Origin of the sequence: Streptomyces sp. NPDC058646 (assembly GCF_042716875.1) — a bacterium.
Taxonomy (GTDB): Bacteria; Actinomycetota; Actinomycetes; order Streptomycetales; family Streptomycetaceae; genus Streptomyces.
This window is the reverse complement of sequence record NZ_JBHXRK010000003.1, coordinates 141,233-163,594: the sequence shown is the minus strand read 5'-3', so window position 1 is coordinate 163,594 and position 22,362 is coordinate 141,233. Positions and strand designations below refer to the sequence as shown.

Sequence of the window (22,362 nt, the reverse complement as noted above, 5' to 3'; positions counted from 1 at the left end):
GCGAATACCAGTTCGAATTTCTGCCCCGGCGTGCCGATTCGCCCATAACCTGATCCGAAGAATCACAAAAAAAGTCCGTGATATCAGCGAGATCGTGCGACACACCGGCCCGATTGGCCGATCCCCTCGCCCGCGCCCCTCTACGGTGTGAGGTGTGAGCAGCAGCGGCCTCATCTACGCAGTCATTGTCGGGGCCTGGGCCGCCTACTTGGTGCCCATGTGGCTCCGGAGGCAGGACGAGCTGAACGAGGCTCGTCCGACGGAACGCTTCTCCACCGCCATTCGGCTGCTTTCCGGCCGGGCGGGAATGGAGCGCCGTTACGCCAAGGGGCTGCGTGAGCGCGGTGCCGAGGAGGGGGATCCCCAGCCCCACGCGGACCCGGACGCGGTCACGGAATCGGTTGATTCCGCGGACGCCGACGCCCGGGCCTTTGTCGTACCCCCGACCAGGACGGAGCAGCCGAGACCGGCCGACCCCGGCCGGGAGCAGCGGGCGGAGCGGGCCCGGCGCGAGCAGCGCCTCCAGGTCCTCGCCCGGCGCCGGCGCACCACCGCGCTCCTCTTCCTCGTGTTCACCCTCGGCGCGGTCGTCGCGGCGGTCGGCGGGCTCGGCTACCTGTGGGCCCCGGCCGTACCGGCCCTGCTGCTGAGCTCGTACATCGTGCACCTGCGGGTCCAGGAGCGGCGGCGCTACGAGTTCACGATGGACCGGCGGCGCGCCGAGGCGGCCGCCCGGCAGCTGCGTGAGAGCCGCCCGCGCCGCCGCGACGTTGAGGACGATGCCGGGGCCGGCACCGAACCGGACCCTGCTCCGCCGGTCTCCCCCCAGGAGGCGGGGCGCAGGGCGCTCGTCGAGCAGACCGATCACGCCGAGTGGGTGGACCAGCAGCGCGAGCGCGAACGCGGTCCCGCCCGGGGTGACAGCTGGGAGCCGGTCCCGGTCCCGCTGCCCACGTACGTGACGGCTCCGGTCGCCCCGCGGGCCACCGGCCCGGCGGCCCCGGACGCCTGGAGCGCGACCCGCTCCAGCACCGCCGAGCCCACGGAACCCCGCCTGCGCGCCCAGCCCCAGGCCCCCGCCCCGGAGGCGAAGCCCCCGACCGCCCCGCGGCCCCGCGGCCGGGACCGGGGCCGTACGCCGCTGTTCGACCAGTACGAGAGCGACGAGCGTCCGCGGGCCGCGAACGAGTGATCGATGACCTGCGCGGACGCTCCCCGAAACCGGTTTTGGAGCACCCGCGCGGGGATGCTAATGTTTCACACGTCGCAAGGGCCTGTGGCGCAGTCTGGTAGCGCACCTCGTTCGCATCGAGGGGGTCTGGGGTTCAAATCCCCACAGGTCCACAGACGACAGTTCGCGAGTAGCTCTCGTGGACGTCACGAGATCCCGTCCGGTCGGAAGACCGGGCGGGATCTCGGCGTTTGCGGGGGTCGGAGGTCCGTGGGGAGTTCTCCTCCGGGTGAGCGGCGTAGCCGGCCGCAGGCGCGCCCACCGGGAGCCGGACCTGTGGCCGGCCCGGGGCGGGGATCAGCCGTCCTGCCGGAGCTTCAGGCGGAAGTCCGGACAGACGTCGGGGTCGAAGTCGTCGTAGAGGAAGGTCCGCTCGGAATCGATGCCGATGGAGAGCGTGTCCAGGACGTCGCCCGGCAGGAGGAGTTCCGGCTCCTCGAAGTGCAGGCGGAGCAGGGAGCGGCCCTTCGTGGCCCGGCCGGTGTCGATCTCCCAGGTGCCGGAGCCGGTGAAGGCTCTGCCCGGTTCGGAGGTGTGGAAGCCCCCGGTGGGCCAGTTCTCCACCGTGAGGGTGCCGCCCCGGTTCTGGCCGGGAGCGGCCGTGAGGGTGAGGCGCACGCCCTCGGCATCGAGGGAGCCTTCGTAGCTGCCGGCGAGCTCGGCGGCGCTCGCCGTCGACGCCTGCGGTACGCAGCGCTCGAAGGCGCCCGAGCCACAGGCGGTGAGCGAGCCGGCGAGCACCGCCAGGGCGGCGACGCAGCGACGGATGCGGTGGGATCGGTGGTGCACGGGACTGCTTTCCGTCGGCCGGGATGCGCGGTCGGTCTTCCGCAGCCGGTCGTGGTGGCCGAGGGAGGGGTTCCCTCCGTGCGCGGATGCGAAGGCGAACGTGAAGCGAACGCCCTTTCGTACGCAGCCTAGTTCAGTGGGGGGAGGGCCGAGAATGGGCGGATGGTGATCAGCGGAGCGGGCGATCGGGCGACGGTGCACGCGTGGGCGGCGCTCGGTGGGGCGCAGGGAGCGGCCGGTCGGGTGGGGTACGCCGGGGCGGCCGGGCTGGGGGACGGGCCGTTGCCCGTAAGGGAACTGGCGCGGGCGACGGTGGGCGTGTGCGCCCTGGCGGCGGCGGAGCTGGGGGAGGTGCGGGCGGGCCGGGGCGTGGACGCCGTCGCACCGGTGACGGTGGACGAAGGAGCGGTGGCGACCGCCTTCGTGAGCGAGCGCCACCTGCGCGTGGAGGGGCGTGCTCCGGTGAACTTCGCGCCGCTGTCCGGGTTCTGGCGGGCCGGGGACGGATGGGTGCGGACGCACGCCAACTATCCGCACCACGAGGCGGCGCTGGTGCGCGCGCTGGGGCTCGGCTCGGCGACCCCGGAGGGGCTGCGCGAGGCCGTGGCCCGGCTGACCGCCCTGGAGGTGCAGGAGCGGGCGTACGGGGAGGGCGGGCTGGCCGTCGCGGTGGCCGGGGAGTACGGCGCGCCGCAGCCGCTGGTGGAGGTCGTACGGGACCCCGGCGGGCGGGGCCGGGTGCTCGGGCCGGCTCCCCGGGGGCGTCCCGCGGCCGGGGTGCGCGTGCTGGACCTGACCCGGGTCATCGCCGGACCCGTGGCCACCCGGACCCTCGGGCTGCTCGGGGCCGACGTGCTGCGGATCGACGCGCCCGGGCCGGCGGAGGCGGACGACGCGTACGCGGACACCGGCTTCGGGAAGCGGTCGGCGCTGCTGGACCTCGGCGCCGTCCCGGACCGGGAGGTCTTCGAGGGGCTGCTGGCCGAGGCCGACGTGGTGGTGACGGGCTACCGCCCCGGCGCGCTGGAGCGGTACGGGCTCGGGGCGCGGGAGCTGCTGCGGCGCAGGCCCGGCCTGGTGGTGGCGCAACTGTCCGCGTGGGGCCCGCAGGGGCCCTGGGCGCGGCGGCGGGGCTTCGACTCGCTGGTGCAGGCGGGCTACGGGATCTCCGCGCGGTGTGCGGGCGCGGACGGGGTCCCGGGGGTGCTGCCGGCGCAGGCGCTCGACCACGGGACCGGGTACCTGGTGGCCGCCGGGGTGCTGCGGGGCCTGGCGGACGGGGGCGGGTGCGCGCTGCGGTTCTCGCTGGCGGGGACGGCGTCGTGGCTGGTGCGGGAGGTGCCGGCGGCGGGGGACGCGGCCGCCGGGGGGTACTCGCCGCAGCCGTGGCTGCGGGAGTCCGGCTCGGGGTACGGGGCGCTGCGCCACGCCGCGAGCCCCTTCGGCGACTGGGCGGCGGGCCCGTCCCGCTGGGGCACGGACCGGGCCGTCTGGCTCCCGCGGTAGGCCGGGTGCGGCGGGCGCAGCCCAGGAGGCCGCCGGGCCGGGCCGTGCGGGGCCGGGGTCAGGCGGGGGAGTGCAGGGGCTTCGCCATGCAGCGGCTGCTGTCGTGGAAGCGGTAGTAGCCGAACTTCGGGGTGGCCGTGTAGCCCGCGGAGGCGTAGAGCGCGATCGCCTCGGGCTGCTGGTCGCCCGTCTCCAGGACGATGCGGACCCGGCCCGCCGCGCGGGCGTCCCGCTCCAGCTCCGCGAGGATCCGGCGGGCCAGGCCGAGGCCGCGCGCCTCCGGTATGACGTACATGCGCTTCAGCTCGGCGTCCCCGTCCGCGTAACCCTCCTCGTTCGCGTCCTGGCTGCGCCAGCCGCCGCTGGCCACCGGCGCGCCCGTGGCGTCGTACGCGAGCAGGTAGAGGCCCCGCGGCGGGAGGAACATCGCCGGGTCGAGGAACGTGAGATCGCCCTCACCGCCGTAGCGCACCGCGTACTCGAGCTGGACCTGGTCGTTGAGTTTCACCGCGTCCGGGTGGTCGTACGGCACGGGGAGGAGCTGGATCGCGTGAGACATCCGGACATCGTACGGAACCCTCCGGTTATGGTGCTCGGATGCTCACTGTGACCTCCGTGAATGTGAATGGGATCCGCGCCGCAGCCAGGAAGGGCTTCGGGGCGTGGCTTCAGGGATCCGACGCCGATGTGGTCTGCCTCCAGGAGGTGCGCGCCGAGGAAGGGCAGATTCCGGAGGAGGTCCGGCAGCCCGGGGGGTGGCACACCGTCTTCGCGCCGGCCGCGGCGAAGGGCCGCGCCGGGGTCGCGCTGTACACGCGCAGGGCCCCGGAGGCGGTGCGGATCGGCTTCGGCAGCGACGAGTTCGACGCGGCCGGCCGGTACATCGAGGCGGACCTCCCCGGTGTGACGGTCGCCAGCCTCTACCTGCCCTCCGGGGAGGCCGGGACCGAGAAGCAGGACGAGAAGTACCGGTTCATGGCGGAGTTCCTGCCCTACCTGCGGGAGCTGCGCGCGCGGGCCGCCGCGGACGGCCGCGAGGTCGTGGTCTGCGGCGACTGGAACATCTGCCACGAGGAAGCCGACCTCAAGAACTGGAAGACCAACCGCAGGAACGCGGGCTTCCTCCCCGACGAGCGGGAGTGGCTGGGGCAGGTCTACGACGAGGCGGGCGCCGGGTACGTCGACGTCGTGCGGACGCTGCACCCCGACACGGAGGGGCCGTACTCCTGGTGGTCCTACCGGGGGCGGGCCTTCGACAACGACGCGGGCTGGCGCATCGACCTCCAGGTGGCGACCCCCGGGCTGGCGGCGAAGGCCGTCAAGGCGTTCGTCGAGCGGGCCGAGACGCACCCCGAGCGGTGGTCCGACCACGCGCCGGTGACGGTCGTCTACGCGCTCGGTGTGTGACGGGACCCGGAGGCGAGCAGGCGGTCCATCGCCATCGTCAGCTCGGCCTCGACCACGCTCTTGGCCAGCGGGCGCAGGCGCGGGAGGGCGTCCTGCGGCAGGTGGGCCGAGATCAGCTCGGTGAACAGGGCCGCCATCGCGTCCGCGTGCTCGCGGACGCGGCGGCCCGTCTCCAGCACGGCCGAGAGCGGGACGCCCTCGCGGACCAGGGCCGAGGAGACGTCCAGCAGACGCCGGCTCACGTGCACGATCTCGTCGCCGTCGGTGGCGAGGTAGCCGAGGTCGAGCGAGGCGGCCAGGTTCTCCGGGGTGACCTCGCCCTCGAAGTAGTCGGCCAGCGCCTCCGGGGTGAGGCGCACCGGGGTCTCCTCCGACCAGCCGATGCCCAGCAGCTCGCCGAGCTGGCCGACGTCGCGGCCGTTCTCGAAGGCGGCGGTCAGCTCGGCGATGCCGCCCAGGGTGTGGCCGCGCTCCAGCAGGGCGGTGATGGTGCGCAGCCGGGCCAGGTGGTGGTCGTCGTACCAGGCGATCCGGCCCTCGCGGCGCGGTGGCGGGAGCAGTTTGCGCTCGCGGTAGAAGCGCAGGGTGCGCACCGGGATCCCGGCCGCCTCGGCCAGTTCCTCCGTGCGGTACTCACGCACTGTCTTCGCTTCCGTCTCTTCCTTCGCCACGGCCGCAGCCTAAGCCGTACCGGCAGTAACTTTCCGGGCGTGCCCCCTACCCATGAGTACGGGGCTGCTCTACCCTCCCGATTGTGCCAGTGATTGCTGGCAGCGTTGTGAGGGTGTGTGGCGTGGCTGGTACTGCGGACGAAGCGGAAGGCGGCGGGCATGGGCGGCAGGGGCGAGCGCGAGCGGCGCGAGCACGTACGAGTGGCAGTGATCGGGTCGGGATTCGGCGGGCTCGGCGCCGCCGTACGGCTGCGGCGGGAGGGGATCACCGACTTCGTCGTCCTGGAGCGAGCCGGCTCGGTCGGGGGGACCTGGCGCGACAACAGCTATCCCGGGTGCGCCTGCGACGTCCCGTCGCACCTGTACTCCTTCTCCTTCGCGCCCAACCCGGACTGGCCCCGGACCTTCTCGGGGCAGCCGCACATCCGGGCGTACCTGGAGCACGTGGCCGACACCTTCGGGCTGCGCCCCCACATCCGGCTCGACTCCGACGTGCGGATGATGCGCTGGGACAGCGAGGAGCTGCGGTGGGAGATCGAGACCTCCTCCGGTGAGCTGACGGCCGACGTGGTCGTCTCGGCCACCGGACCGCTGTCCGACCCGAAGATGCCCGAGGTCCCCGGACTCGCCGGATTCCCCGGCAAGGTCTTCCACTCCGCGCGCTGGGACCACGACTACGACCTGTCCGGCAAGCGCGTCGCCATGATCGGCACGGGTGCCTCCGCCATCCAGATCGTGCCCGCCATCGCCCCCCAGGTGGAGCGCCTCACGCTCTTCCAGCGGACCCCGCCGTGGGTGATGCCGCGCACCGACCGGGCGATCTCCGCCGTGGAGCGCTGGCTCCACCGGCAGCTGCCCTTCACCCGGGCGGCGCGGCGGGGGCTGCTGTGGGGGATCCGGGAACTCCAGGTCAGCGCCTTCACCAAGCGGCCGAACCAGCTCGGACTGATCGAATCGCTGGCCAAGGCCAACATGGCGCGCTCGATCAAGGACCCGGAGCTGCGCGCCAAGCTGACGCCCTCCTACCGGATCGGCTGCAAGCGGATCCTGCTCTCCAGCGAGTACTACCCGGCGCTCGCCCGGCCCGACGTGGACCTCGTCGCCTCCGGGCTCAAGGAGATCCGGGGCTCGGTGCTGGTCGCCGCCGACGGCACCGGGACCGAGGTCGACGCGATCATCTTCGGCACCGGTTTCCACGTCACGGACATGCCGATCGCCGACCGGGTGGTGGGCGCGGAGGGCAAGACCCTCGCGGACGAGTGGAAGGACGGGATGCGGTCGCTGCGCGGGGCCACCGCGGCGGGCTTCCCGAACTGGATGACGATCATCGGGCCGAACACCGGCCTCGGCAACAGCTCGATGATCCTCATGATCGAGTCGCAGCTCAACTACATGGCCGACTACCTGCGCCAGCTGGGCGTGCTGGGCGGGCGGGCCGCGCTCGCCGCCCGCCCGTCCGCCGTGAACCAGTGGAACCGGCAGGTGCAGGCCCGGATGGAGCGGACGGTGTGGAACACCGGCGGCTGCACCAGCTGGTACCTGGACGCGCAGGGGCGCAACACGACGGTGTGGCCGGGTACGACCGGGGAGTTCCGCCGGGAGACGCGGACCGTCGACCTGGCGGAGTACGAGGTCCTGCGGGTCCGCGACCGCGAGCGGGTCCCGGCCGCGGTGGGGGCTCCCGCCACGGCGGGACAGGCCCCCGCCGGTGCCCCGGACCCCGGCGTGGCCGGACCGGCCTCCGGCGGGGTCCGGGACGGGCGGCCCGCCGCACGGGCGGAGGGTGGCGCATGAGCCGGCTGACGCACGTCGCCATCGGGCGGTACGCCCCGCCCGCCGCGCGGCGGGAGCTCGTCGCGGTCTCCGCCGACGGGGCCCGGCTGCACGCCGAGGTGCACGGGGAGGAAGGAGCCCCGGCCGTGGTGCTCGCGCACGGCTGGACCTGCTCCACCGCGTTCTGGGCCGCACAGATACGGGACCTGGCGAAGGACCACCGGGTCATCGCCTACGACCAGCGCGGCCACGGACGCAGTCCCGCCTCCACCACGCACAGCACCACCGTCCTCGCCGACGACCTGGTCGCCGTCCTCGGGGCGGCCCTCGCCCCGGGGGAACGGGCCGTGCTCGCCGGGCACTCCATGGGCGGGATGACGATCATGGCCGCCGCCGCGCGGCCGGAGTTCGCCGAGCACGCCGCGGCCGTGCTGCTGTGCAGTACCGGCAGCGCCCGGCTCGTCGAGGAGTCGCTCGTCCTGCCGCTCCGCGCAGGGCGCCTGCGGACCCGCGTCACCGGGGCGATCCTGGGCTCCCGTGCCCCGCTCGGGCCGGTCACGCCGATCACGCGGAAGGTGCTCCAGTACGCCACCATGGCCCCCGGCTCGGCGCCCGAGAAGGTCGAGGCCTGCGCCCGCATCGTGCACGCCTGCCCCACCGGGGTCCGCCACGCCTGGTCCCGGGTGCTGGCCGGGCTGGACCTCGACGCCGAGCTGGCCCGGCTCACCGTGCCGACCGCGGTCATCGGCGGCAAGGCCGACCGGCTCACCCCCGTGGCGCACGCCCGCGCGATCGCCGCCGCCCTGCCGAACTGCGTGGGGCTCACCGAGCTGACCGGGGCCGGCCACATGACACCCGTCGAAGCCCCCGAGGCCGTCACGAACGCGTTGCGCGAGCTGACCGCGCTGTACCTCCCCGCCGAAGAGAAGGAGAAGACGCCGTGAGTGCGCGCAGGAGTCTGGAAGGCCAGGTCGCCGTCGTCACCGGCGCCGCCCGCGGAGTCGGCGAACTGCTCGCCCGCAAACTCTCCGCCCGCGGCGCGAAGGTGGCGCTCGTCGGACTGGAGCCGGAGGCCCTCAAGGAGGTCTCCGAACGGCTGCACACCGACAGCGGCCACTGGCACGCCGACGTCACCGACCACGAGGCGATGGCCCGGGTCGCCCAGGAGGTCAAGCAGCGCTTCGGCAAGGTCGACATCGTCGTCGCCAACGCGGGCGTGGCCTCCGGCGGGCCCTTCGCCGACTCCGACCCCGAGGCCTGGCGGCGGGTGATCGAGGTCAATCTGATCGGCGGGGCCGTCACCGCACGCGCCTTCCTCCCCGTCCTGACGGAGAGCCGCGGCTACTTCCTCCAGATCGCCTCCCTCGCCGCGATCACCCCGGCGCCGATGATGACCGCCTACTGCGCCTCCAAGTCGGGGGTGGAGGCCTTCGCCCACTGCCTGCGCGCCGAGGTCGGGTACAAGGGGGTCGGGGTCGGCGTCGGCTACCTGTCCTGGACCGACACCGACATGGTGCGCGGCGCCGACCGCGACGAGGTCATGCGGGAGCTGCGCCAACGGCTGCCGTGGCCCTCGAACCGCACGTACCCGCTCGGTCCGGCCGTCGACCGGATCGTGGCGGGCATCGAGCGGCGCTCGGCCCACGTGTACGCGCAGTGGTGGCTGCGCGGGATGCAGGGCGTACGCGGATACCTGCCGGGGATCATCGGGGTGGTCGGACAGCGCGAGATGAAGCGGTTCGAGCCCCGACTGGGCAGCGTGTCCACGGGACTTGTGGGAGCGGGCGGGGCCGCCGACGAGCAGGAGCGGACCCGGCACGTCTAGCCGACATGCGAGGAATGTCGCTGCGTGCCAGGCTGGTCGGGGCCACGCCCCGACACTCTCCCAGGAGGGAACAGCATGGGTCTCAAGGACCAGTTCCAGGACAAGGCGAAGCAGCTCGCCGAGCAGGCCAGGGCCAAGGCGCAGGGCGCCCAGGACGAGGCCTCCGAACGTTCCTCGCAGGCCGAGCAGCAGACGAAGACGCGGGCCGACCGGGCCCGCGACTCCTTCGACAACGGCTTCGAGGACTGACCGGGGCGGCGCCCGCACCGCAGCCGGGCTTCCCGGAGGGGCCCGGTCCGCAGCGTTCCTGCGGACCGGGCCCTTCCGGCGTGCGCCGAGCCCGCCGGGGCCCGGCGCCCCGCTACGGCCTGGGCGGCAGCTTCGGGCGGCGGCGGTCCGGCACGTCCGTGTAACCGGGCGGCCGCAGCGCCGGGTCCTGCTCCAGCAGTTCCAGGGCCAGGTGCACGGCGTCGTCCAGCTGGGCGTGCCGCCCCTCGGCCCAGTCGAGCGGGGTGCGCAGGATCGCGAGGTCCGGTTCCACGCCGTGGTTCTCCACCGACCACCCGTACTCCGGGAACCACGCGGCGTTCATCGGCACCGTGATCACCGTCCCGTCACCGAGGGTGTGCCGGCCGGTCATGCCGACCACCCCGCCCCAGGTGCGCTGTCCGACCACCGGGCCCAGCCCGAGCAGTTTGAAGGCCGCGGTGATCATGTCGCCGTCGGAGGAGGTCGCCTCGTCGGCCAGGGCCACGATCGGTCCCCGGGGCGCGTTGGAGGCGTACGACACCGGCTGGGCGTTGCGCGTGAGGTCCCAGCCGAGGATCGAGCGGGTCAGCTTCTCCACCACCAGCTCGCTGATGTGCCCGCCCGCGTTGCCGCGTACGTCCACGATGAGCGCGGGGCGGGACATCTCCATCCGCAGGTCGCGGTTGAACTGCGCCCAGCCCGAGCCTCCCATGTCGGGGATGTGGAGGTAGCCGCACCGGCCGCCGCTGATCTCCCGGACCACCTCGCGCCGTTTGGACACCCAGTCCTGGTACCGCAGCGGCCGTTCGTCGATCAGCGGCACGACCGCGACCCGCCGGGCCCCGCCCTCGCCCTCCGCGGGCCGGAAGGTGAGCTCCACGGTGGTGCCCCCGGCCGCCGCGAGCAGCGGGTAGGGGCCGCTGACGGGGTCCACGGGCCGCCCGTCCACATGGGTGAGCACCGCGCCCTCGCGGATGCCGGTGCCCGCCAGCGGGGAGCGGGCCTTGGAGTCCGAGGACTCGCCGGGCAGGATCCGGCTGACGGCCCAGGCCCCGTCCCGCGGCACCAGGTTGGCGCCGAGCAGTCCGATGGCCCGCTGGTAGTGCGGGGGGCCTTCGTTGCGGCGGGCGGGGGAGACGTAGGCGTGCGAGGTGCCCAGTTCGCCCAGGACCTCGCGGAGCAGGTCGGCGAACTCGTCGGGCGAGGCCACCCGTTCGACCAGGGGGCGGTACTGGCGCAGCACCCCGTCCCAGTCGATGCCGCACATGTCCGGCTCCCAGAAGTAGGCGCGGATGATCCGCCCGGCCTCCTCGAAGGCCTGGCGCCACTCGGCCGCCGGGTCCACCTCGTGCAGGATGCGCCGCAGGTCCAGGTAGACCGTCGAGTCGCTGTCGCCCGACTCGGTGGCGGGGACCGCCCGCAGGTCGCCGTCGTCGTTGACCACGAGCCGGGTGCCGTCGCCGCTGACCGCGAACCAGTCGAGCCCGGAGGCCAGTTCGGTCTTGCGGGCCTTGGTCATGTCGAAGTGCTCCAGCGTCGGCTTGCCGCTGGTGTCGGCCGGGTTGGCGAAGGTCTCGCCGAGCGCGCCGGAGATCGGCCAGCGCAGCCAGACCAGCCCGCCGCCGCTCACCGGGTACAGGGCCGAGTACTTCGACGCCGACACCGGGAACGGCGTCACGCGGCTCTCCAGCCCCTCCACTTCCACGATCACCGCGCCGTCGCCGCCCGATTCGGAATCCCCCTCCGCCGGGTCGAGACCGCCGGCCGCCGGGCGCCCGTCGGGGGAGAACGCGAACGGCGAGGGGGTCGCCGAGGAGAGCGGCACCAGGTAGGGGCGGCAGCCCAGCGGGAAGGACAGGTCGCCGGTGTGCACGTCGTAGACCGGGTCGAACCCGCGCCAGGACAGGAAGGCGAGGTAGCGCCCGTCACGGGTGAAGACCGGGCTCTCGTCCTCGAAGCGGCCGTTGGTGACGTCGATGACCGTGCGGGCGCCGGGACCGGCGATCCGGGCCATCTTGATCTGCCGCAGCGAGCGCCCGATGCCCGGGTGCGACCAGGTCAGCCAGCAGCCGTCGGGGGAGAACGCCAGGTCGGTGACGGGCCCGTTGATCGAGCGGATCAGCTCGGTGGCCTCGCCGTCGGACTCCTCGGTGGCGTCGATGAGCAGCAGGCGCCCGTCGTGGGAGGCGATGGCGAGGCGTTCCCCGTCCGGGTCGGACAGCAGCTCCTGTACGCGTCCCAGTTCGCCCGAGGCCAGCCGGCGCGGCTCGCGTTCCCCGGAGGCGCGCGGGAGGTACGCGATCTCGATCGCGTCCTCGCCCTCGGCGTCGGTGACGTAGGCGACCTGTCCGCCGCTGCCGAGCATCTCGGGCAGCCGCACCCGGACGCCCGGGGTGTCGGCGATGGTCCGGGCCGGCCCGTCGCGGTGGGTCAGCCAGTACAGGCTGCCGCGCACCACGACGGCGCTGGCCCGCCCGGTGGTGTCGACGGACAGGGAGTCGACGTGGCTGGCGGCCGGCACCTGGTACGCACGCCGGCCCGCGCGCGGTCCGCCCAGCCGGACCTGGAGCTTGCGCGGAGCGGCGTCGGGGGCCAGGGAGTCCACGAGCCAGATGTCCCCGGCGCACTGGTAGACGATCCGGGAGCCGTCGGTGGAGGCGTGCCGGGCGTAGAACTCGTCGTGGTCGGTGTGGCGGCGCAGGTCGGTGCCGTCGGGCAGGCAGGAGTAGAGGTTGCCGATGCCCTCGTGGTCGGAGAGGAAGGCGATCCGGCCGTCCGCGAACATCGGGGAGTCGAGGTGGCCCTCGATGTCCTCCAGCAGCCGCTGCCCGTGCAGCCAGAGCCGGCCGGTGGCGCCGCCGCGGTAGCGCTTCCATGCGGCGGGTTCGTGCGGGGGCTTGCCGGTGAGCAGCAGGGTGCGCCGCTCACCGTCGTCCCCGGCGTGCACCTGGATGTCGGAGACCGGTCCCCAGGGCAGGCGGCCGCCCGGTCCGCCGTCGGTGGGGAGGCTGTAGGCCCAGGCGAAGTAGGAGAAGGGCTGGCCGTGCGAGGAGACGGCCAGGATGTCGCTGCGGCCCTCCTCGTCGGGCGGGGTCCAGCCGCAGACGCGGGTGTCGGTGGCGCCCCAGTGGCTCAGCTGCCGGGCAGGGCCCCCGTCGACGGGGGCCAGGTGGATCTCGGGGTCGAGGCTGCGCCAGGTGGTGAAGGCGATGTGCCGGCCGTCGGGGGAGAAGCGGGGGTGGCTGACCCGGGTCCGGTCGACGGTGATCCGCCAGGCCCGGCCTGGAGTCTGTCCGTCGGGGACCAGCGGTGCGACCCAGAGATCGTCCTCGGTGGCGAAACACAGCAGGTCGCCGTGCAGGTGCGGGAAACGGAGGTACGCGACGTCGTGACTCACCCCCCAATGCTTTCCGCGCGGAGGGGGCCTGGCAACTCGTACAGGTGATCCATGACACGCCCCTGAGCGAAACGGAACGGTTTCGTTTCGTTGGGGGCGGGGGTATGGTTTCCACCGTACGGAACAGTTTCGTTCGGACGGGAGACGCGGCGATGACCGAAGCGATGGCGGCTCGGCGCAGCCGGATCACCCCCGAACGGCAGGCCGAACTGCACGAGGCGGTCCTCGACCTCCTGCGTGACGTCGGCTACGAGGCGCTGACCATGGACGCGGTCGCCGCCCGTACGAAGTCCAGCAAGGCCACCCTCTACCGCCAGTGGGGGAGCAAGCCGGAGCTGGTCGCCAAAGCCCTGCGATGTACGCAGCCCGTCTCGCTGCGGGAGATCGACACGGGCAGCCTGCGCGGAGACTTCGCGCGCATGGTCGAGCACTCCGACGACGCGCAGATGGCCAAGGACACCGCGCTGATGCGGGGTCTGGCCCATGCGGTCCACGAGAGCCCGGAGCTGCACAAGGCGCTGCGGGACCTGCTGGTCGACCCGGAGATCACCGGCTTGCAGGTGATGCTCCAGCGTGCGGTGGACCGGGGCGAGATCGTCCCGGGCTGTCCGGCCCTGGAGTTCGTACCGCACATGCTCATCGGGGCGTTCATCGCGCTCCCGCTGATCGAGGACCGTCCGGTGGACCGGACTTTCCTCGGTGACTTCATCGAAGCCGTGGTCTTCCCCGCCCTCGGCGTCTGATCCGACCCGTACCTCCCCATCTGCTGCTCCTGACACGCCGCTCTCGTCGTCGGGCCGGCTCTCCATGCCCTGATCCGCACCGGATCCATCCCACGACCCGAACGGGAGAACCACGACGTGGCCACCTTCCTCTACCGCCTCGGCAGAGGCGCCTTCCGGCGCCGACGCCTCGTCGCCCTCGTCTGGGTGGCGCTGCTGTTCCTCGCCGGCTTCGGCGCGGCCTCGGCGTCCGCCCCCACCTCCGGATCGTTCTCCATACCCGGCACGGAGGCCCAGAAGGCCTTCGACCTGCTGGACCGGAAGTTCCCGGGGATGGCCGCCGACGGCGCCACCGCCCGCATCGTCATCAAGGCTCCCGCGGGGGCTAAGGTGACCGACCCGGACCCCAGGAGCCAGGTCGAGAAGATCGTCGAGGACCTGAAGTCCGGCCCGGGCCGGGACCAGATCTCCTCGGTCGCCGACCCGTACCAGACGCAGGCCGTCAGCCAGGACGCCTCGACCGCCTACATCAGCACCAAGTACAAGGTCAGCGGCATGGAGCTGACCGACGCGACCCGTGAGGCGCTGAAGGACTCCGGCAGGGAGGCCGAGGCGCAGGGCCTGACCGTCGAGATCGGCGGCGACGCGCTGATGGCGGCCCCCGAGACCGGCTCCGGGGAGATCATCGGCATCCTGGTCGCCGCGATCGTCCTCGTCATCACCTTCGGCTCGCTGATCGCGGCCGGTCTGCCGCTGCTGACGGCGGTCATCGGCGTGGGCATCGGCGTCTCCTCCATCACCGCGCTCGCCAGCGTGCTGGACCTCGGCAACACCACCGCGACCCTCGCCACGATGATCGGCCTCGCGGTCGGCATCGACTACGCCCTCTTCATCGTCTCCCGCTACCGCGCGGAGCTCGCCGAGGGCCGTGAGCGCGACGAGGCCGCGGGCCGGGCCGCCGGAACCGCCGGCTCCGCCGTGGTCTTCGCCGGTCTGACCGTGGTCATCGCCCTGGTGGGCCTGGCCGTCGTCAACATCCCGATGCTGACCAAGATGGGTGTCGCGGCCGCCGGAACGGTGGTCATCGCGGTCCTGGTCGCCCTCACGCTGGTCCCGGCCCTCCTCGGCTTCGCGGGCAGGAAGGTCCTGCCGGCCGGCGAGAAGAGCAAGCTGTTCGGCAAGGGCGCAAGCACCACCTCCGCGGGGGCCGGCATCGAGAAGAAGGCCAACGGCGGCACCCGCTGGGCCCGCTTCGTCCTGCGCCGCCCGGTCATGGTCCTGCTGGCCGGTGTCATCGGCCTCGGCGTCATCGCGATCCCGGCGAGCAAGCTGGAGATGGGCCTTCCGGACGACGGCGCCCAGCCGGTCTCCACCACTCAGCGCCAGGCGTACGACCTGCTGTCCGAGGGCTTCGGCCCGGGCTTCAACGGCCCGCTGATGGTGGTCGTGGACGGGGGCAAGCAGCTCGCCGACGAGACCGCCGAACGGATCAAGGGCCTGGAGGGCGTGGCCGCGGTCACCCCGCCGGCCCCCAACGCGGACGGCGACGCCGCGGTGATCACCGTCATCCCGAAGGACCGCCCGTCCTCCACGCAGACCGAGGACTTGGTCCACACGATCCGCGACGGCAGCGGGGACGAGGTCCTGGTCACCGGCGCCACCGCGATGAACATCGACTTCTCGCAGAAGATGAACGACGCGCTGCTGCCCTACCTGGCGCTCGTGGTCGGCCTCGCCTTCCTGCTGCTGATGCTGGTGTTCCGCTCGATCCTGGTTCCGCTCAAGGCGGCCCTCGGCTTCCTGCTCTCGGTCGTCGCCGCCCTCGGCGCGGTCGTCGCGGTCTTCCAGTGGGGCTGGCTCGGCTCGGTCTTCGGCGTGGAGCAGACCGGCCCGATCATGTCGATGATGCCGATCTTCATGGTCGGCGTGGTCTTCGGTCTCGCCATGGACTACGAGGTCTTCCTCGTCACCCGGATGCGGGAGGCGTACGTGCACGGCGAACGCCCGGGCCAGGCGGTCGTGACCGGCTTCCAGTACAGCGCCCGGGTGGTCGTGGCCGCCGCCGTCATCATGATCGCGGTGTTCGCCGGCTTCATGGGCGCCAGTGACCAGATGGTCAAGATGATCGGCTTCGGTCTGGCCGTCGCCGTCTTCTTCGACGCCTTCGTGGTCCGGATGGCCATCGTCCCGGCGGTGCTCGCGCTGCTCGGCCACAAGGCCTGGTGGCTCCCGGGCTGGCTGGAGCGGCTGCTGCCGAACGTGGACGTCGAGGGCGAGAGCCTGCGGCGCCACCTCTCGGAGGCGTCCGGCTCCCCCGAGGACCCGGACAAGGACCGCGAGCTGGTCAACGCCTGACCGGCTCCGCACGGCCGAACGCCCCGGCCCCGTACCGCCTGAACCTCAGGCGGTACGGGGCCGGGGCCGTTGCTCCTACCGGGTGGCGGGGGCACCTCCCGGCCGGAGACCGGGGGAGTACGTACGGCGCAGGAAGCGGCGCAGGGCGGAGATGTCGAACTGGATCACGGCGACCCCGTCGGGGGAGTGGAACTCGACGACCGCCTGCACGCGGCCGCAGGGCCAGACGCGTACGTCCCCGGTTCCGGTCGGGGCCAGCAGGCCCGCCTCCAGCAGGGCGCGGGGGAAGACCCACTCGTTGTCGGTGCCCTCGGGGGAGAGGCCGGCGGGGAAGACGATCCGTACGGCCAGCGGCTCGTCGGGGACGAAGCGCAGGGCGACGGGGATGGCCCGGTAGAGCGGATCGTCGCTGATCACGCGGGCTGTGACGCGTTCCTCGACGAGCGCGACGGTCGCGGTCGCGGTGGCGGTCCGGGCAGCGGGGGGATTCTCGGCGGTCGCTGACATCGACACGACTCCTCGAAATCGGAACATTTGCGTCCGTTTGTCTGTCCAGCCTCGCACATTCCGACGAAAGTGCGCGGCTCCATTTGTGACCTCGGCGCTCTTGCCAACCGTTTGCAACTGGGCACTATTCTTGAACGGTTAAAGACTGTGAGAAGCGGAGCCACTCCATGCATGTACCCGACGGATTCATCAACGCACCCGTGTCGGTGGCCGCCGGAGTGGCAGCCGCCGCCGCGGTGGCCGTCAGTCTCCGCGGCGCCCGCCGCGAGCTCGACGAACGCACCGCACCGCTCGCCGGCCTCGTCGCCGCCTTCGTCTTCGCCGTCCAGATGCTGAACTTCCCGGTCGCCGCGGGCACCAGCGGCCACCTGCTCGGCGGGGCGCTGGCCGCGATACTCGTCGGCCCCTGTACCGGGGTGCTGTGCGTGTCCGTGGTCCTGCTCATGCAGGGCATCCTCTTCGCCGACGGCGGCCTGACCGCCCTCGGCGTGAACATCACCGTCATGGGCGTCGTCACCGTGGTCGTCGCCTACGCGCTCTTCCGCGGCCTGCTCAAGGTGCTCCCCGGCACCCGCCGCTCGGTCACCGTCGCCGCCTTCGCCGGAGCGCTGCTGTCGGTGCCGGCCTCCGCCGCCGCCTTCACCCTCCTCTACGCCGTCGGGGGGACCACCGACGTGCCCGTCGGCAAGGTGCTCACCGCCATGGTCGGCGTGCACGTGCTCATCGGCCTCGGTGAGGCCGCCATCACCGCGGCCACCGTGGGCGCCGTGATCGCGGTGCGCCCCGACCTCGTGCACGGTGCGCGCGGGCTGACCGCGCCGCTGCAGCTGCGCGTGGGCGGAGAGCTCGTCGACGCCCCGGCGGCCGCCGCCCCGGAGCGGGCCGCGGCCGGTTCCACCAAGAAGGTCTGGGCCGCCGGCCTGGTCACCGCCCTCGTCCTCGCCGGAGTCGTCTCCTCCTTCGCCTCGGGCAGCCCCGACGGACTGGAGAAGGTCGCCGCCGACCAGGGCATCGACGCCAAGGCCGACGAGTACGAGCACGCCACCGCCGGCTCCCCGCTCGCCGACTACGGCATCAAGGACGTCGAGAACGAGCGCCTCTCCGTCGGCCTCGCGGGCGTCATCGGCGTCGGCGCGACCGTCGCCGCCGGCTCCGGGGTCTTCTGGGTGGTGCGCCGCCGCCGCACCGACGAGCCGACCGCTGCTTCCACGGCGTCCTCCACGGCGGTCTGACATGGGTGCCGGCCATGCCCACACGCTCTACCGGCACGGACATTCGCCGGTCCACACCCTGCCGCCGCACTGCAAGCTCGCCGCGGTCTTCGCCTTCGTCCTCGTCGTCGTGTCCACCCCGCGCGAGGCGGTCTGGGCCTTCGGGCTCTACGCCGTCCTCGTCGCGGCGGCCGCGGCCGTGGCCCGGATCCCGCCCGGCTTCCTGCTGAAGCGGCTGCTGATCGAGGTCCCCTTCGTGGCTTTCGCCGTCCTCATGCCCTTCGTGGCCGAGGGCGAGCGGGTGGACGTCCTCGGGCTCTCCCTCAGCGTCTCGGGCCTGTGGGGCGCCTGGAACGTCCTGGCCAAGGGCACCCTCGGCGTCGCCGCGTCCGTCCTGCTGGCCTCCACCACCGAACTGCGGGCCCTGCTGCTGGGCCTCGAGCGGCTGAAACTCCCGCCCCTGCTCGTCCAGATCGCCACCTTCATGATCCGCTACGGGGACGTGGTCACCGACGAGCTGCGCCGGATGTCCATCGCCCGCCGCTCGCGCGGGTTCGAGGCCCGAGGGATCCGGCAGTGGGGAGCCCTGGCCAAGACGGCCGGCGCGCTGTTCATCCGCTCCTACGAGCGGGGCGAGCGCGTCTACCTCGCGATGGTCAGCCGCGGCTACGCCGGCTCGATGCCGGTGATCGACGAGATCGCGGCCACGCGCACCCAGTGGGCGTACGCGGCCGTACTCCCGGTGACGGCGCTCGCCGTCTGTCTGATGGGATGGACCCTGTGACGGAACCCTCCGCGGCCACGCCCCCCGCGACCGCCCCCTCCCTGCAGGTCTCGGGCCTCGCCTACGCCTACCCCGACGGCCACCAGGCCCTCTTCGGGGTGGACCTGACCGTCGGGCGCGGCGAGCGGGTCGCCCTGCTCGGTCCCAACGGCGCCGGGAAGACCACCCTGGTGCTGCACCTCAACGGCATCCTCACCGGCGGGGTCGGCTCCGTGACCGTCGCCGGGCTGCCGGTGGAGAAGCGGAACCTCGCCGAGATCCGCCGCCGGGTCGGCATCGTCTTCCAGGACCCCGACGACCAGCTGTTCATGCCGACCGTGCGGGAGGACGTCGCCTTCGGGCCGGCGGCCGCCGGGATGCGCGGCCCGGAACTGGAGCGGCGGGTGCTGGACGCCCTGGACCAGGTCGGCATGGCGGACTTCGCCGACCGGCCGCCGCACCACCTGTCCTTCGGCCAGCGCCGCCGCGTCGCGGTGGCCACCGTCCTGGCCATGCGGCCGGAGATCCTCGTCCTCGACGAACCCTCGTCCAATCTGGACCCGGCCTCGCGACGCGAGCTCGCGGACATCCTGCGCTCGCTCGACGTGACCGTACTGATGGTCACCCACGACCTGCCGTACGCGCTGGAGCTGTGCCCCCGCGCCGTGATCCTCAGCGAGGGCGTCATCGCCGCGGACGACCGCACGCAGACGCTCCTGTGCGACGAGGAACTGATGCGCGCCCACCGCCTGGAACTCCCCTTCGGCTTCGACCCCCGCTCCGTGGCCGTGGCATAACCGCAGGCCGCGGGTTGTTGGCCTGACCGTGGACATCCAGGGTGTGGTGGCGGAGGGCTTCGAGCCCGTCCGGGACGCGTTCGTACGCAACTTCGAGCTGCTCGGGGACCGGGGTGCGGCCGTCGCCGTCTACCGGGACGGCCGCAAGGTCGTGGACCTGTGGGGCGGGACCAGGGACGCGGACGGCACCGGGCCCGGGACCCCCTGGACCGCGGACACCGCGCAGATCGTCCGCTCCGCGACCAAGGGCGTGGCCGCGGCCGTCCCGCTGCTGCTGCACCAGCGCGGGCTGCTCGACCTGGACGCGCCCGTCGGCTCGTACTGGCCGGAGTTCAAAGCGGGCGGGAAGGACCGGACCCTCGTCCGTGACCTGCTCGCGCACCGCGCCGGAGTGCCGGCGCTGGACCGGGGGCTGACCGCCGCCGAGGCCGCGGACGGGGTCTCCGGAGCGCGCGCGGTCGCCGCGCAGCAGCCCTTCTGGCAGCCCGGTACCGAGCACGGCTACCACGCGCAGACCTACAGCTGGCTGCTCTCCGAACTGGTACTGCGGGCCACCGGCCGCACCGTGGGGGGCATCTGGGCGGAGGAGCTGGCGGAACCGCTGGGGCTGGAGTTCTGGATCGGGCTGCCCGAAGCGGAGGCCCACCGGGTGGGCAGGGTCGCGCCCGTCGACCCGCCCGAGAGCGCGGGCATGCTCAGGACCCGGCCCAGGAGAAACGTTTCCGAAGCCTATGCCGACCCCGGGTCCCTCACCCGCCGTGCCTTCGCGGCCATCGATCCGCTGCCGGACGAGAACGACCCCGCCTACCGGGCGGCCGAGCTGCCGGCCTCGGCGGGCATCGGCACCGCGCGCGCCCTCGCCCGCTTCTACGCGGCGACCGTCGGCGTGGTGGAGGACGGGGCACGGATCTTCACCCCGGCGACCACCGCCCTCGCGGGCAAGGAGCTGTCGGCCGGCCCGGACCGGGTGCTGGTGGTGAACACCCGCTTCGGCCCCGGCTACATGCTGCACGGGCCGGCCTCCCCGCTGCTGTCCCCGGCCTCCTTCGGCCATCCGGGCCGCGGCGGCTCCCTGGGCTTCGCGGACCCGGAGGCGGGCATCGGCTTCGGGTACGTCACCAACGCCCTCGCCAAGTCGGTCACCGCCGATCCGCGGGCGCAGGCGCTGGTCCGGGCGCTGCGGTCGGCGCTGCTCGCCGTCGGCTGAGGGGACCGCTGCCGCTGGCGCTCGGCCCCGCCATGGGCCTGTCCCGGCCGGGCGTGTCCGGCCCCGCGGCCCTGTCCGGGCCGGGGCGTCCCGCGCGGCGCCGTTGCCGGGGCTCCGCCCCGGACCCCGCGCCTCAAACGCCGGCGGGGCTGGATCTGCTGTGCTTCGGGCCGAGTTCGGCGGGGCTGGTTTTGGCAGCCTCGTGCTTGCGGGCGTCGGCGGGTTGGAGCTGCTGTGCTTCGAGCGCTGGTGGGGCCGGAGCTGCTGTGCTTCGGGCCTGGAGGCTGGGTGGGTGGTCAGGGGGCGGTGAGGAGCGCGGCGACGATCGGGCCTGCGGCGTCGCCGCCGTGGCCGCCGCCCTCGACCATCGCCGCCGCGGCCACGTCGCCGCTGAAGCCCGTGAACCAGCTGTCCGGGCTGCCCGCGCCGTCGACCTCCGCCGAGCCGGTCTTCGCGCCCTTGTCCCCGCCGACCGGGGCCATCGCCTTCTGGGCGGTGCCCTCGGTGGCCGTCAGCCGCATCATCGAGACCAGCTGCTGCTGCACCGCGGGCTTCATCCGGCGCTGAGCCGTCGCGATCTTACGGCCGTCCAGCTCGGGGGAGACCAGCAGCGGCTGGCGGAAGACCCCGGTGCGGGCGGTCGCGGTGATGGAGGCGACGTTCAGCGGGTTCATGGTGATCTGGCCCTGCCCGATGTACGCGGCGGCGGCCTCCGCGCCCGTCGCGGCCGGGACCTTGCCGTCGGTGGACTTCACGCCGGTCTTCCAGTCCAGGCCGATGCCGAAGACCTCGGTGGCCTCCTTCGACAGGGCGGAGTCGTCGTCGACGGGCTTGATCTGCTTGATGAAGGCGGTGTTGCAGGACTTCGCGAAGCCGGTGGCGAAGGTGCTGCCCGTCGGCAGGTCGAAGTTCTTCAGGTTGTGGAAGGAGCGGCCGCCCCAGGAGACCGTCTTCGGACACTCCGCGGGCTTGTCCGCCGCGACCATGCCACGGTCCATCAGCATCGCCGCCGTCACGATCTTCATGGTGGACCCGGGTGCCCGGTTACCGGTCATCGCCGCGTCGTACCCGTCCTGGCGGTGGTTGGCGACGGCCAGGATGTGCCCGGTGCTCGGCTTGACGGCGACCACGGAGGACTCCGGGAACTTCGCGACCGCCTTCTCGGCCGCCGCCTGCACCTTCGCGTCCAGGTACGTCTTGAGGACGCTGGGCTCCCCCTCCACCAGGGTCAGCAGGGTCCGCTTGGGCATGTCCGCGGCGGCCGGCTCGATCCAGACCTCGGCGCCGGGCTTGCCGCCCGTCTTGCTGCCGTACGTCTCGCGCAGCTGATCGAGGAGGGGCCGAAGCGAGGGGTACTTCTCCGCCGTCAGCTCCTCGCCGTTGCGGTCGACCGCCTTGACCGGCGGGCTCGCGGGGGCGCCCGCGCGCAGCTTCTCGTCCTTCTGGAGCTGTGGGTGGATCACCGACGGCTGCCAGTCGACGAGCGCCTTGCCGCTGGTCACGCCGCGTACGACGGTCAGCTGGGACTCGTAGGCCAGGGGCTTGGTCGTGCCCTCGTACGTGATCTCCGCGGCGACGCTGAAGGGGACGGTGTCGCCCTTGGGCGTACCGGGGGTGATCACGGCCCGGGACACGTACGCCTTGGCCTTGTAGTCGGCGACGGCGCTCTGGGCGGCCTGGGCGTTGTTCGTCAGGTCGGCCGCCGCCCCGGCGTCGCCGGCCGCCCATGCGGCCAGGAAGGCCTTGGCGGTCTCGGCGGTCTCCTTCGCGGTGACGGGGCCGCTGCCCTTCTCCGGGCGGTAGGCGGCGTCACCGGCTCTGCTGCTGACCTCGCCGTCCCCGCCCGCGTCGCCGACCAGCGCGTACACCCCGAACCCGCCCCCGCCGAGCATCGCGAGGAACACCCCGCCGATGATGGCGCCCTTGGCTGCCCCGTTCATTCCCGTCCCTCC

General features: G+C 73.1%; 19 protein-coding genes and 1 tRNA gene. 14 read left to right on the top strand and 6 right to left on the bottom strand.

Going from position 1 to position 22,362, the window contains the following annotated elements; translation table 11 throughout:
• The first annotated feature begins 154 nt into the window (after positions 1-154).
• Both ACFWUZ_RS05785 and ACFWUZ_RS05780 read left to right on the top strand, forming a co-directional pair.
• Positions 155-1,192: a hypothetical protein gene (locus ACFWUZ_RS05785; protein ID WP_384367634.1), complete on the top strand. Its 1,038-nt coding sequence runs from the start codon at positions 155-157 to the stop codon at positions 1,190-1,192.
• A gap of 78 nt (positions 1,193-1,270) precedes the next feature.
• Positions 1,271-1,344: transfer RNA gene (locus ACFWUZ_RS05780), tRNA-Ala, on the top strand.
• Between the two features lie 184 nt (positions 1,345-1,528).
• Here the strand turns inward: ACFWUZ_RS05780 and ACFWUZ_RS05775 are convergent.
• On the bottom strand, positions 1,529-2,020 hold the full coding sequence (locus ACFWUZ_RS05775; protein WP_384367632.1) for a hypothetical protein: 492 nt from the start codon (positions 2,018-2,020) through the stop codon (positions 1,529-1,531).
• A gap of 162 nt (positions 2,021-2,182) precedes the next feature.
• Here ACFWUZ_RS05775 and ACFWUZ_RS05770 point away from each other — a divergent pair, with 162 nt between their 5' ends.
• Complete coding sequence (locus tag ACFWUZ_RS05770) at positions 2,183-3,526, top strand: CoA transferase (RefSeq protein WP_384367629.1); 1,344 nt, start codon at positions 2,183-2,185, stop codon at positions 3,524-3,526.
• Between the two features lie 58 nt (positions 3,527-3,584).
• Here ACFWUZ_RS05770 and ACFWUZ_RS05765 read toward each other — a convergent pair whose 3' ends face one another.
• On the bottom strand, positions 3,585-4,085 hold the full coding sequence (locus ACFWUZ_RS05765; protein WP_384367626.1) for a GNAT family N-acetyltransferase: 501 nt from the start codon (positions 4,083-4,085) through the stop codon (positions 3,585-3,587).
• 38 nt (positions 4,086-4,123) lie between these two features.
• Here ACFWUZ_RS05765 and ACFWUZ_RS05760 point away from each other — a divergent pair, with 38 nt between their 5' ends.
• Positions 4,124-4,933 carry an exodeoxyribonuclease III gene (locus ACFWUZ_RS05760; RefSeq protein ID WP_384367623.1) on the top strand — a complete coding sequence of 270 codons (810 nt, stop codon included), beginning with the start codon at positions 4,124-4,126 and terminating at the stop codon, positions 4,931-4,933.
• Here ACFWUZ_RS05760 and ACFWUZ_RS05755 read toward each other — a convergent pair.
• Positions 4,915-5,604, bottom strand: a complete 690-nt coding sequence (locus tag ACFWUZ_RS05755; RefSeq protein WP_384367620.1) for a MerR family transcriptional regulator — start codon at positions 5,602-5,604, stop codon at positions 4,915-4,917. The two genes, ACFWUZ_RS05760 and ACFWUZ_RS05755, sit on opposite strands and share 19 nt — an antisense overlap.
• 159 nt (positions 5,605-5,763) lie before the next feature.
• Between ACFWUZ_RS05755 and ACFWUZ_RS05750 the strand changes: the two genes are divergently transcribed.
• The 4 genes from ACFWUZ_RS05750 (at position 5,764) to ACFWUZ_RS05735 (ending at position 9,451) form a co-directional block, all read left to right on the top strand.
• A complete protein-coding gene (locus ACFWUZ_RS05750) occupies positions 5,764-7,398 on the top strand; it encodes a flavin-containing monooxygenase (RefSeq protein WP_384367617.1) in 1,635 nt (544 codons plus the stop codon).
• The gene (locus tag ACFWUZ_RS05745; protein ID WP_384367614.1) at positions 7,395-8,321 is read left to right on the top strand and encodes an alpha/beta fold hydrolase; all 927 of its coding nucleotides are present in this window, start codon (positions 7,395-7,397) and stop codon (positions 8,319-8,321) included. Before ACFWUZ_RS05750 ends, ACFWUZ_RS05745 begins: the two co-directional genes overlap by 4 nt.
• Positions 8,318-9,202 (top strand): SDR family oxidoreductase, encoded by an 885-nt coding sequence (locus tag ACFWUZ_RS05740; RefSeq protein ID WP_384367611.1) that lies wholly within the window; start codon positions 8,318-8,320, stop codon positions 9,200-9,202. The genes ACFWUZ_RS05745 and ACFWUZ_RS05740 overlap by 4 nt, the downstream gene beginning before the upstream one ends.
• Positions 9,203-9,277: 75 nt before the next feature.
• On the top strand, positions 9,278-9,451 hold the full coding sequence (locus ACFWUZ_RS05735; RefSeq protein WP_384367608.1) for a hypothetical protein: 174 nt from the start codon (positions 9,278-9,280) through the stop codon (positions 9,449-9,451).
• 112 nt (positions 9,452-9,563) lie between these two features.
• Here the strand turns inward: ACFWUZ_RS05735 and ACFWUZ_RS05730 are convergent, their stop codons facing one another.
• The gene (locus tag ACFWUZ_RS05730; protein WP_384367605.1) at positions 9,564-12,848 is read right to left on the bottom strand and encodes a S41 family peptidase; all 3,285 of its coding nucleotides are present in this window, start codon (positions 12,846-12,848) and stop codon (positions 9,564-9,566) included.
• 152 nt (positions 12,849-13,000) lie between these two features.
• Here ACFWUZ_RS05730 and ACFWUZ_RS05725 point away from each other — a divergent pair, with 152 nt between their 5' ends.
• Together ACFWUZ_RS05725 and ACFWUZ_RS05720 are read left to right on the top strand one after the other, a co-directional pair.
• Positions 13,001-13,591: a TetR/AcrR family transcriptional regulator gene (locus ACFWUZ_RS05725; RefSeq protein WP_384367602.1), complete on the top strand. Its 591-nt coding sequence runs from the start codon at positions 13,001-13,003 to the stop codon at positions 13,589-13,591.
• Positions 13,592-13,708: 117 nt separating this feature from the next.
• A complete protein-coding gene (locus ACFWUZ_RS05720) occupies positions 13,709-15,925 on the top strand; it encodes an MMPL family transporter (RefSeq protein ID WP_384367599.1) in 2,217 nt (738 codons plus the stop codon).
• Between the two features lie 75 nt (positions 15,926-16,000).
• Here the strand turns inward: ACFWUZ_RS05720 and ACFWUZ_RS05715 are convergent, their stop codons facing one another.
• On the bottom strand, positions 16,001-16,432 hold the full coding sequence (locus ACFWUZ_RS05715; RefSeq protein ID WP_384367596.1) for an SsgA family sporulation/cell division regulator: 432 nt from the start codon (positions 16,430-16,432) through the stop codon (positions 16,001-16,003).
• Positions 16,433-16,599: 167 nt separating this feature from the next.
• Here ACFWUZ_RS05715 and ACFWUZ_RS05710 point away from each other — a divergent pair, with 167 nt between their 5' ends.
• From ACFWUZ_RS05710 to ACFWUZ_RS05695, 4 genes are read left to right on the top strand one after another with little or no spacing between them, the layout of a single operon-like run.
• Positions 16,600-17,664 (top strand): energy-coupling factor ABC transporter permease, encoded by a 1,065-nt coding sequence (locus tag ACFWUZ_RS05710; protein WP_384367593.1) that lies wholly within the window; start codon positions 16,600-16,602, stop codon positions 17,662-17,664.
• A 1-nt stretch (position 17,665) separates the two neighbouring features.
• Positions 17,666-18,427 carry a cobalt ECF transporter T component CbiQ gene (gene cbiQ, locus ACFWUZ_RS05705; protein WP_384367590.1) on the top strand — a complete coding sequence of 254 codons (762 nt, stop codon included), beginning with the start codon at positions 17,666-17,668 and terminating at the stop codon, positions 18,425-18,427.
• Complete coding sequence (locus tag ACFWUZ_RS05700; RefSeq protein ID WP_384367587.1) at positions 18,415-19,203, top strand: energy-coupling factor ABC transporter ATP-binding protein; 789 nt, start codon at positions 18,415-18,417, stop codon at positions 19,201-19,203. The genes cbiQ and ACFWUZ_RS05700 overlap by 13 nt, the downstream gene beginning before the upstream one ends.
• 22 nt (positions 19,204-19,225) lie before the next feature.
• A complete protein-coding gene (locus tag ACFWUZ_RS05695; RefSeq protein WP_384368071.1) occupies positions 19,226-20,410 on the top strand; it encodes a serine hydrolase domain-containing protein in 1,185 nt (394 codons plus the stop codon).
• Between the two features lie 296 nt (positions 20,411-20,706).
• Here ACFWUZ_RS05695 and ACFWUZ_RS05690 read toward each other — a convergent pair whose 3' ends face one another.
• Complete coding sequence (locus tag ACFWUZ_RS05690) at positions 20,707-22,350, bottom strand: penicillin-binding transpeptidase domain-containing protein (RefSeq protein WP_384367584.1); 1,644 nt, start codon at positions 22,348-22,350, stop codon at positions 20,707-20,709.
• Between the last annotated feature and the right edge of the window lie 12 nt (positions 22,351-22,362).

What these genes read in the sequence shown, in the direction of transcription:
- ACFWUZ_RS05770 (WP_384367629.1), top strand. Translation starts at nt 2,183, where the DNA reads ATGGTGATCAGCGGAGCGGGCGATCGGGCGACGGTGCACGCGTGGGCG.
- ACFWUZ_RS05765 (WP_384367626.1), bottom strand. Translation starts at nt 4,085, where the DNA reads ATGTCTCACGCGATCCAGCTCCTCCCCGTGCCGTACGACCACCCGGAC.
- ACFWUZ_RS05760 (WP_384367623.1), top strand. Translation starts at nt 4,124, where the DNA reads ATGCTCACTGTGACCTCCGTGAATGTGAATGGGATCCGCGCCGCAGCC.
- ACFWUZ_RS05750 (WP_384367617.1), top strand. Translation starts at nt 5,764, where the DNA reads ATGGGCGGCAGGGGCGAGCGCGAGCGGCGCGAGCACGTACGAGTGGCA.
- ACFWUZ_RS05745 (WP_384367614.1), top strand. Translation starts at nt 7,395, where the DNA reads ATGAGCCGGCTGACGCACGTCGCCATCGGGCGGTACGCCCCGCCCGCC.
- ACFWUZ_RS05735 (WP_384367608.1), top strand. Translation starts at nt 9,278, where the DNA reads ATGGGTCTCAAGGACCAGTTCCAGGACAAGGCGAAGCAGCTCGCCGAG.
- ACFWUZ_RS05725 (WP_384367602.1), top strand. Translation starts at nt 13,001, where the DNA reads ATGACCGAAGCGATGGCGGCTCGGCGCAGCCGGATCACCCCCGAACGG.
- ACFWUZ_RS05715 (WP_384367596.1), bottom strand. Translation starts at nt 16,432, where the DNA reads ATGTCAGCGACCGCCGAGAATCCCCCCGCTGCCCGGACCGCCACCGCG.
- ACFWUZ_RS05710 (WP_384367593.1), top strand. Translation starts at nt 16,600, where the DNA reads ATGCATGTACCCGACGGATTCATCAACGCACCCGTGTCGGTGGCCGCC.
- cbiQ (WP_384367590.1), top strand. Translation starts at nt 17,666, where the DNA reads ATGGGTGCCGGCCATGCCCACACGCTCTACCGGCACGGACATTCGCCG.
- ACFWUZ_RS05700 (WP_384367587.1), top strand. Translation starts at nt 18,415, where the DNA reads ATGGACCCTGTGACGGAACCCTCCGCGGCCACGCCCCCCGCGACCGCC.
- ACFWUZ_RS05690 (WP_384367584.1), bottom strand. Translation starts at nt 22,350, where the DNA reads ATGAACGGGGCAGCCAAGGGCGCCATCATCGGCGGGGTGTTCCTCGCG.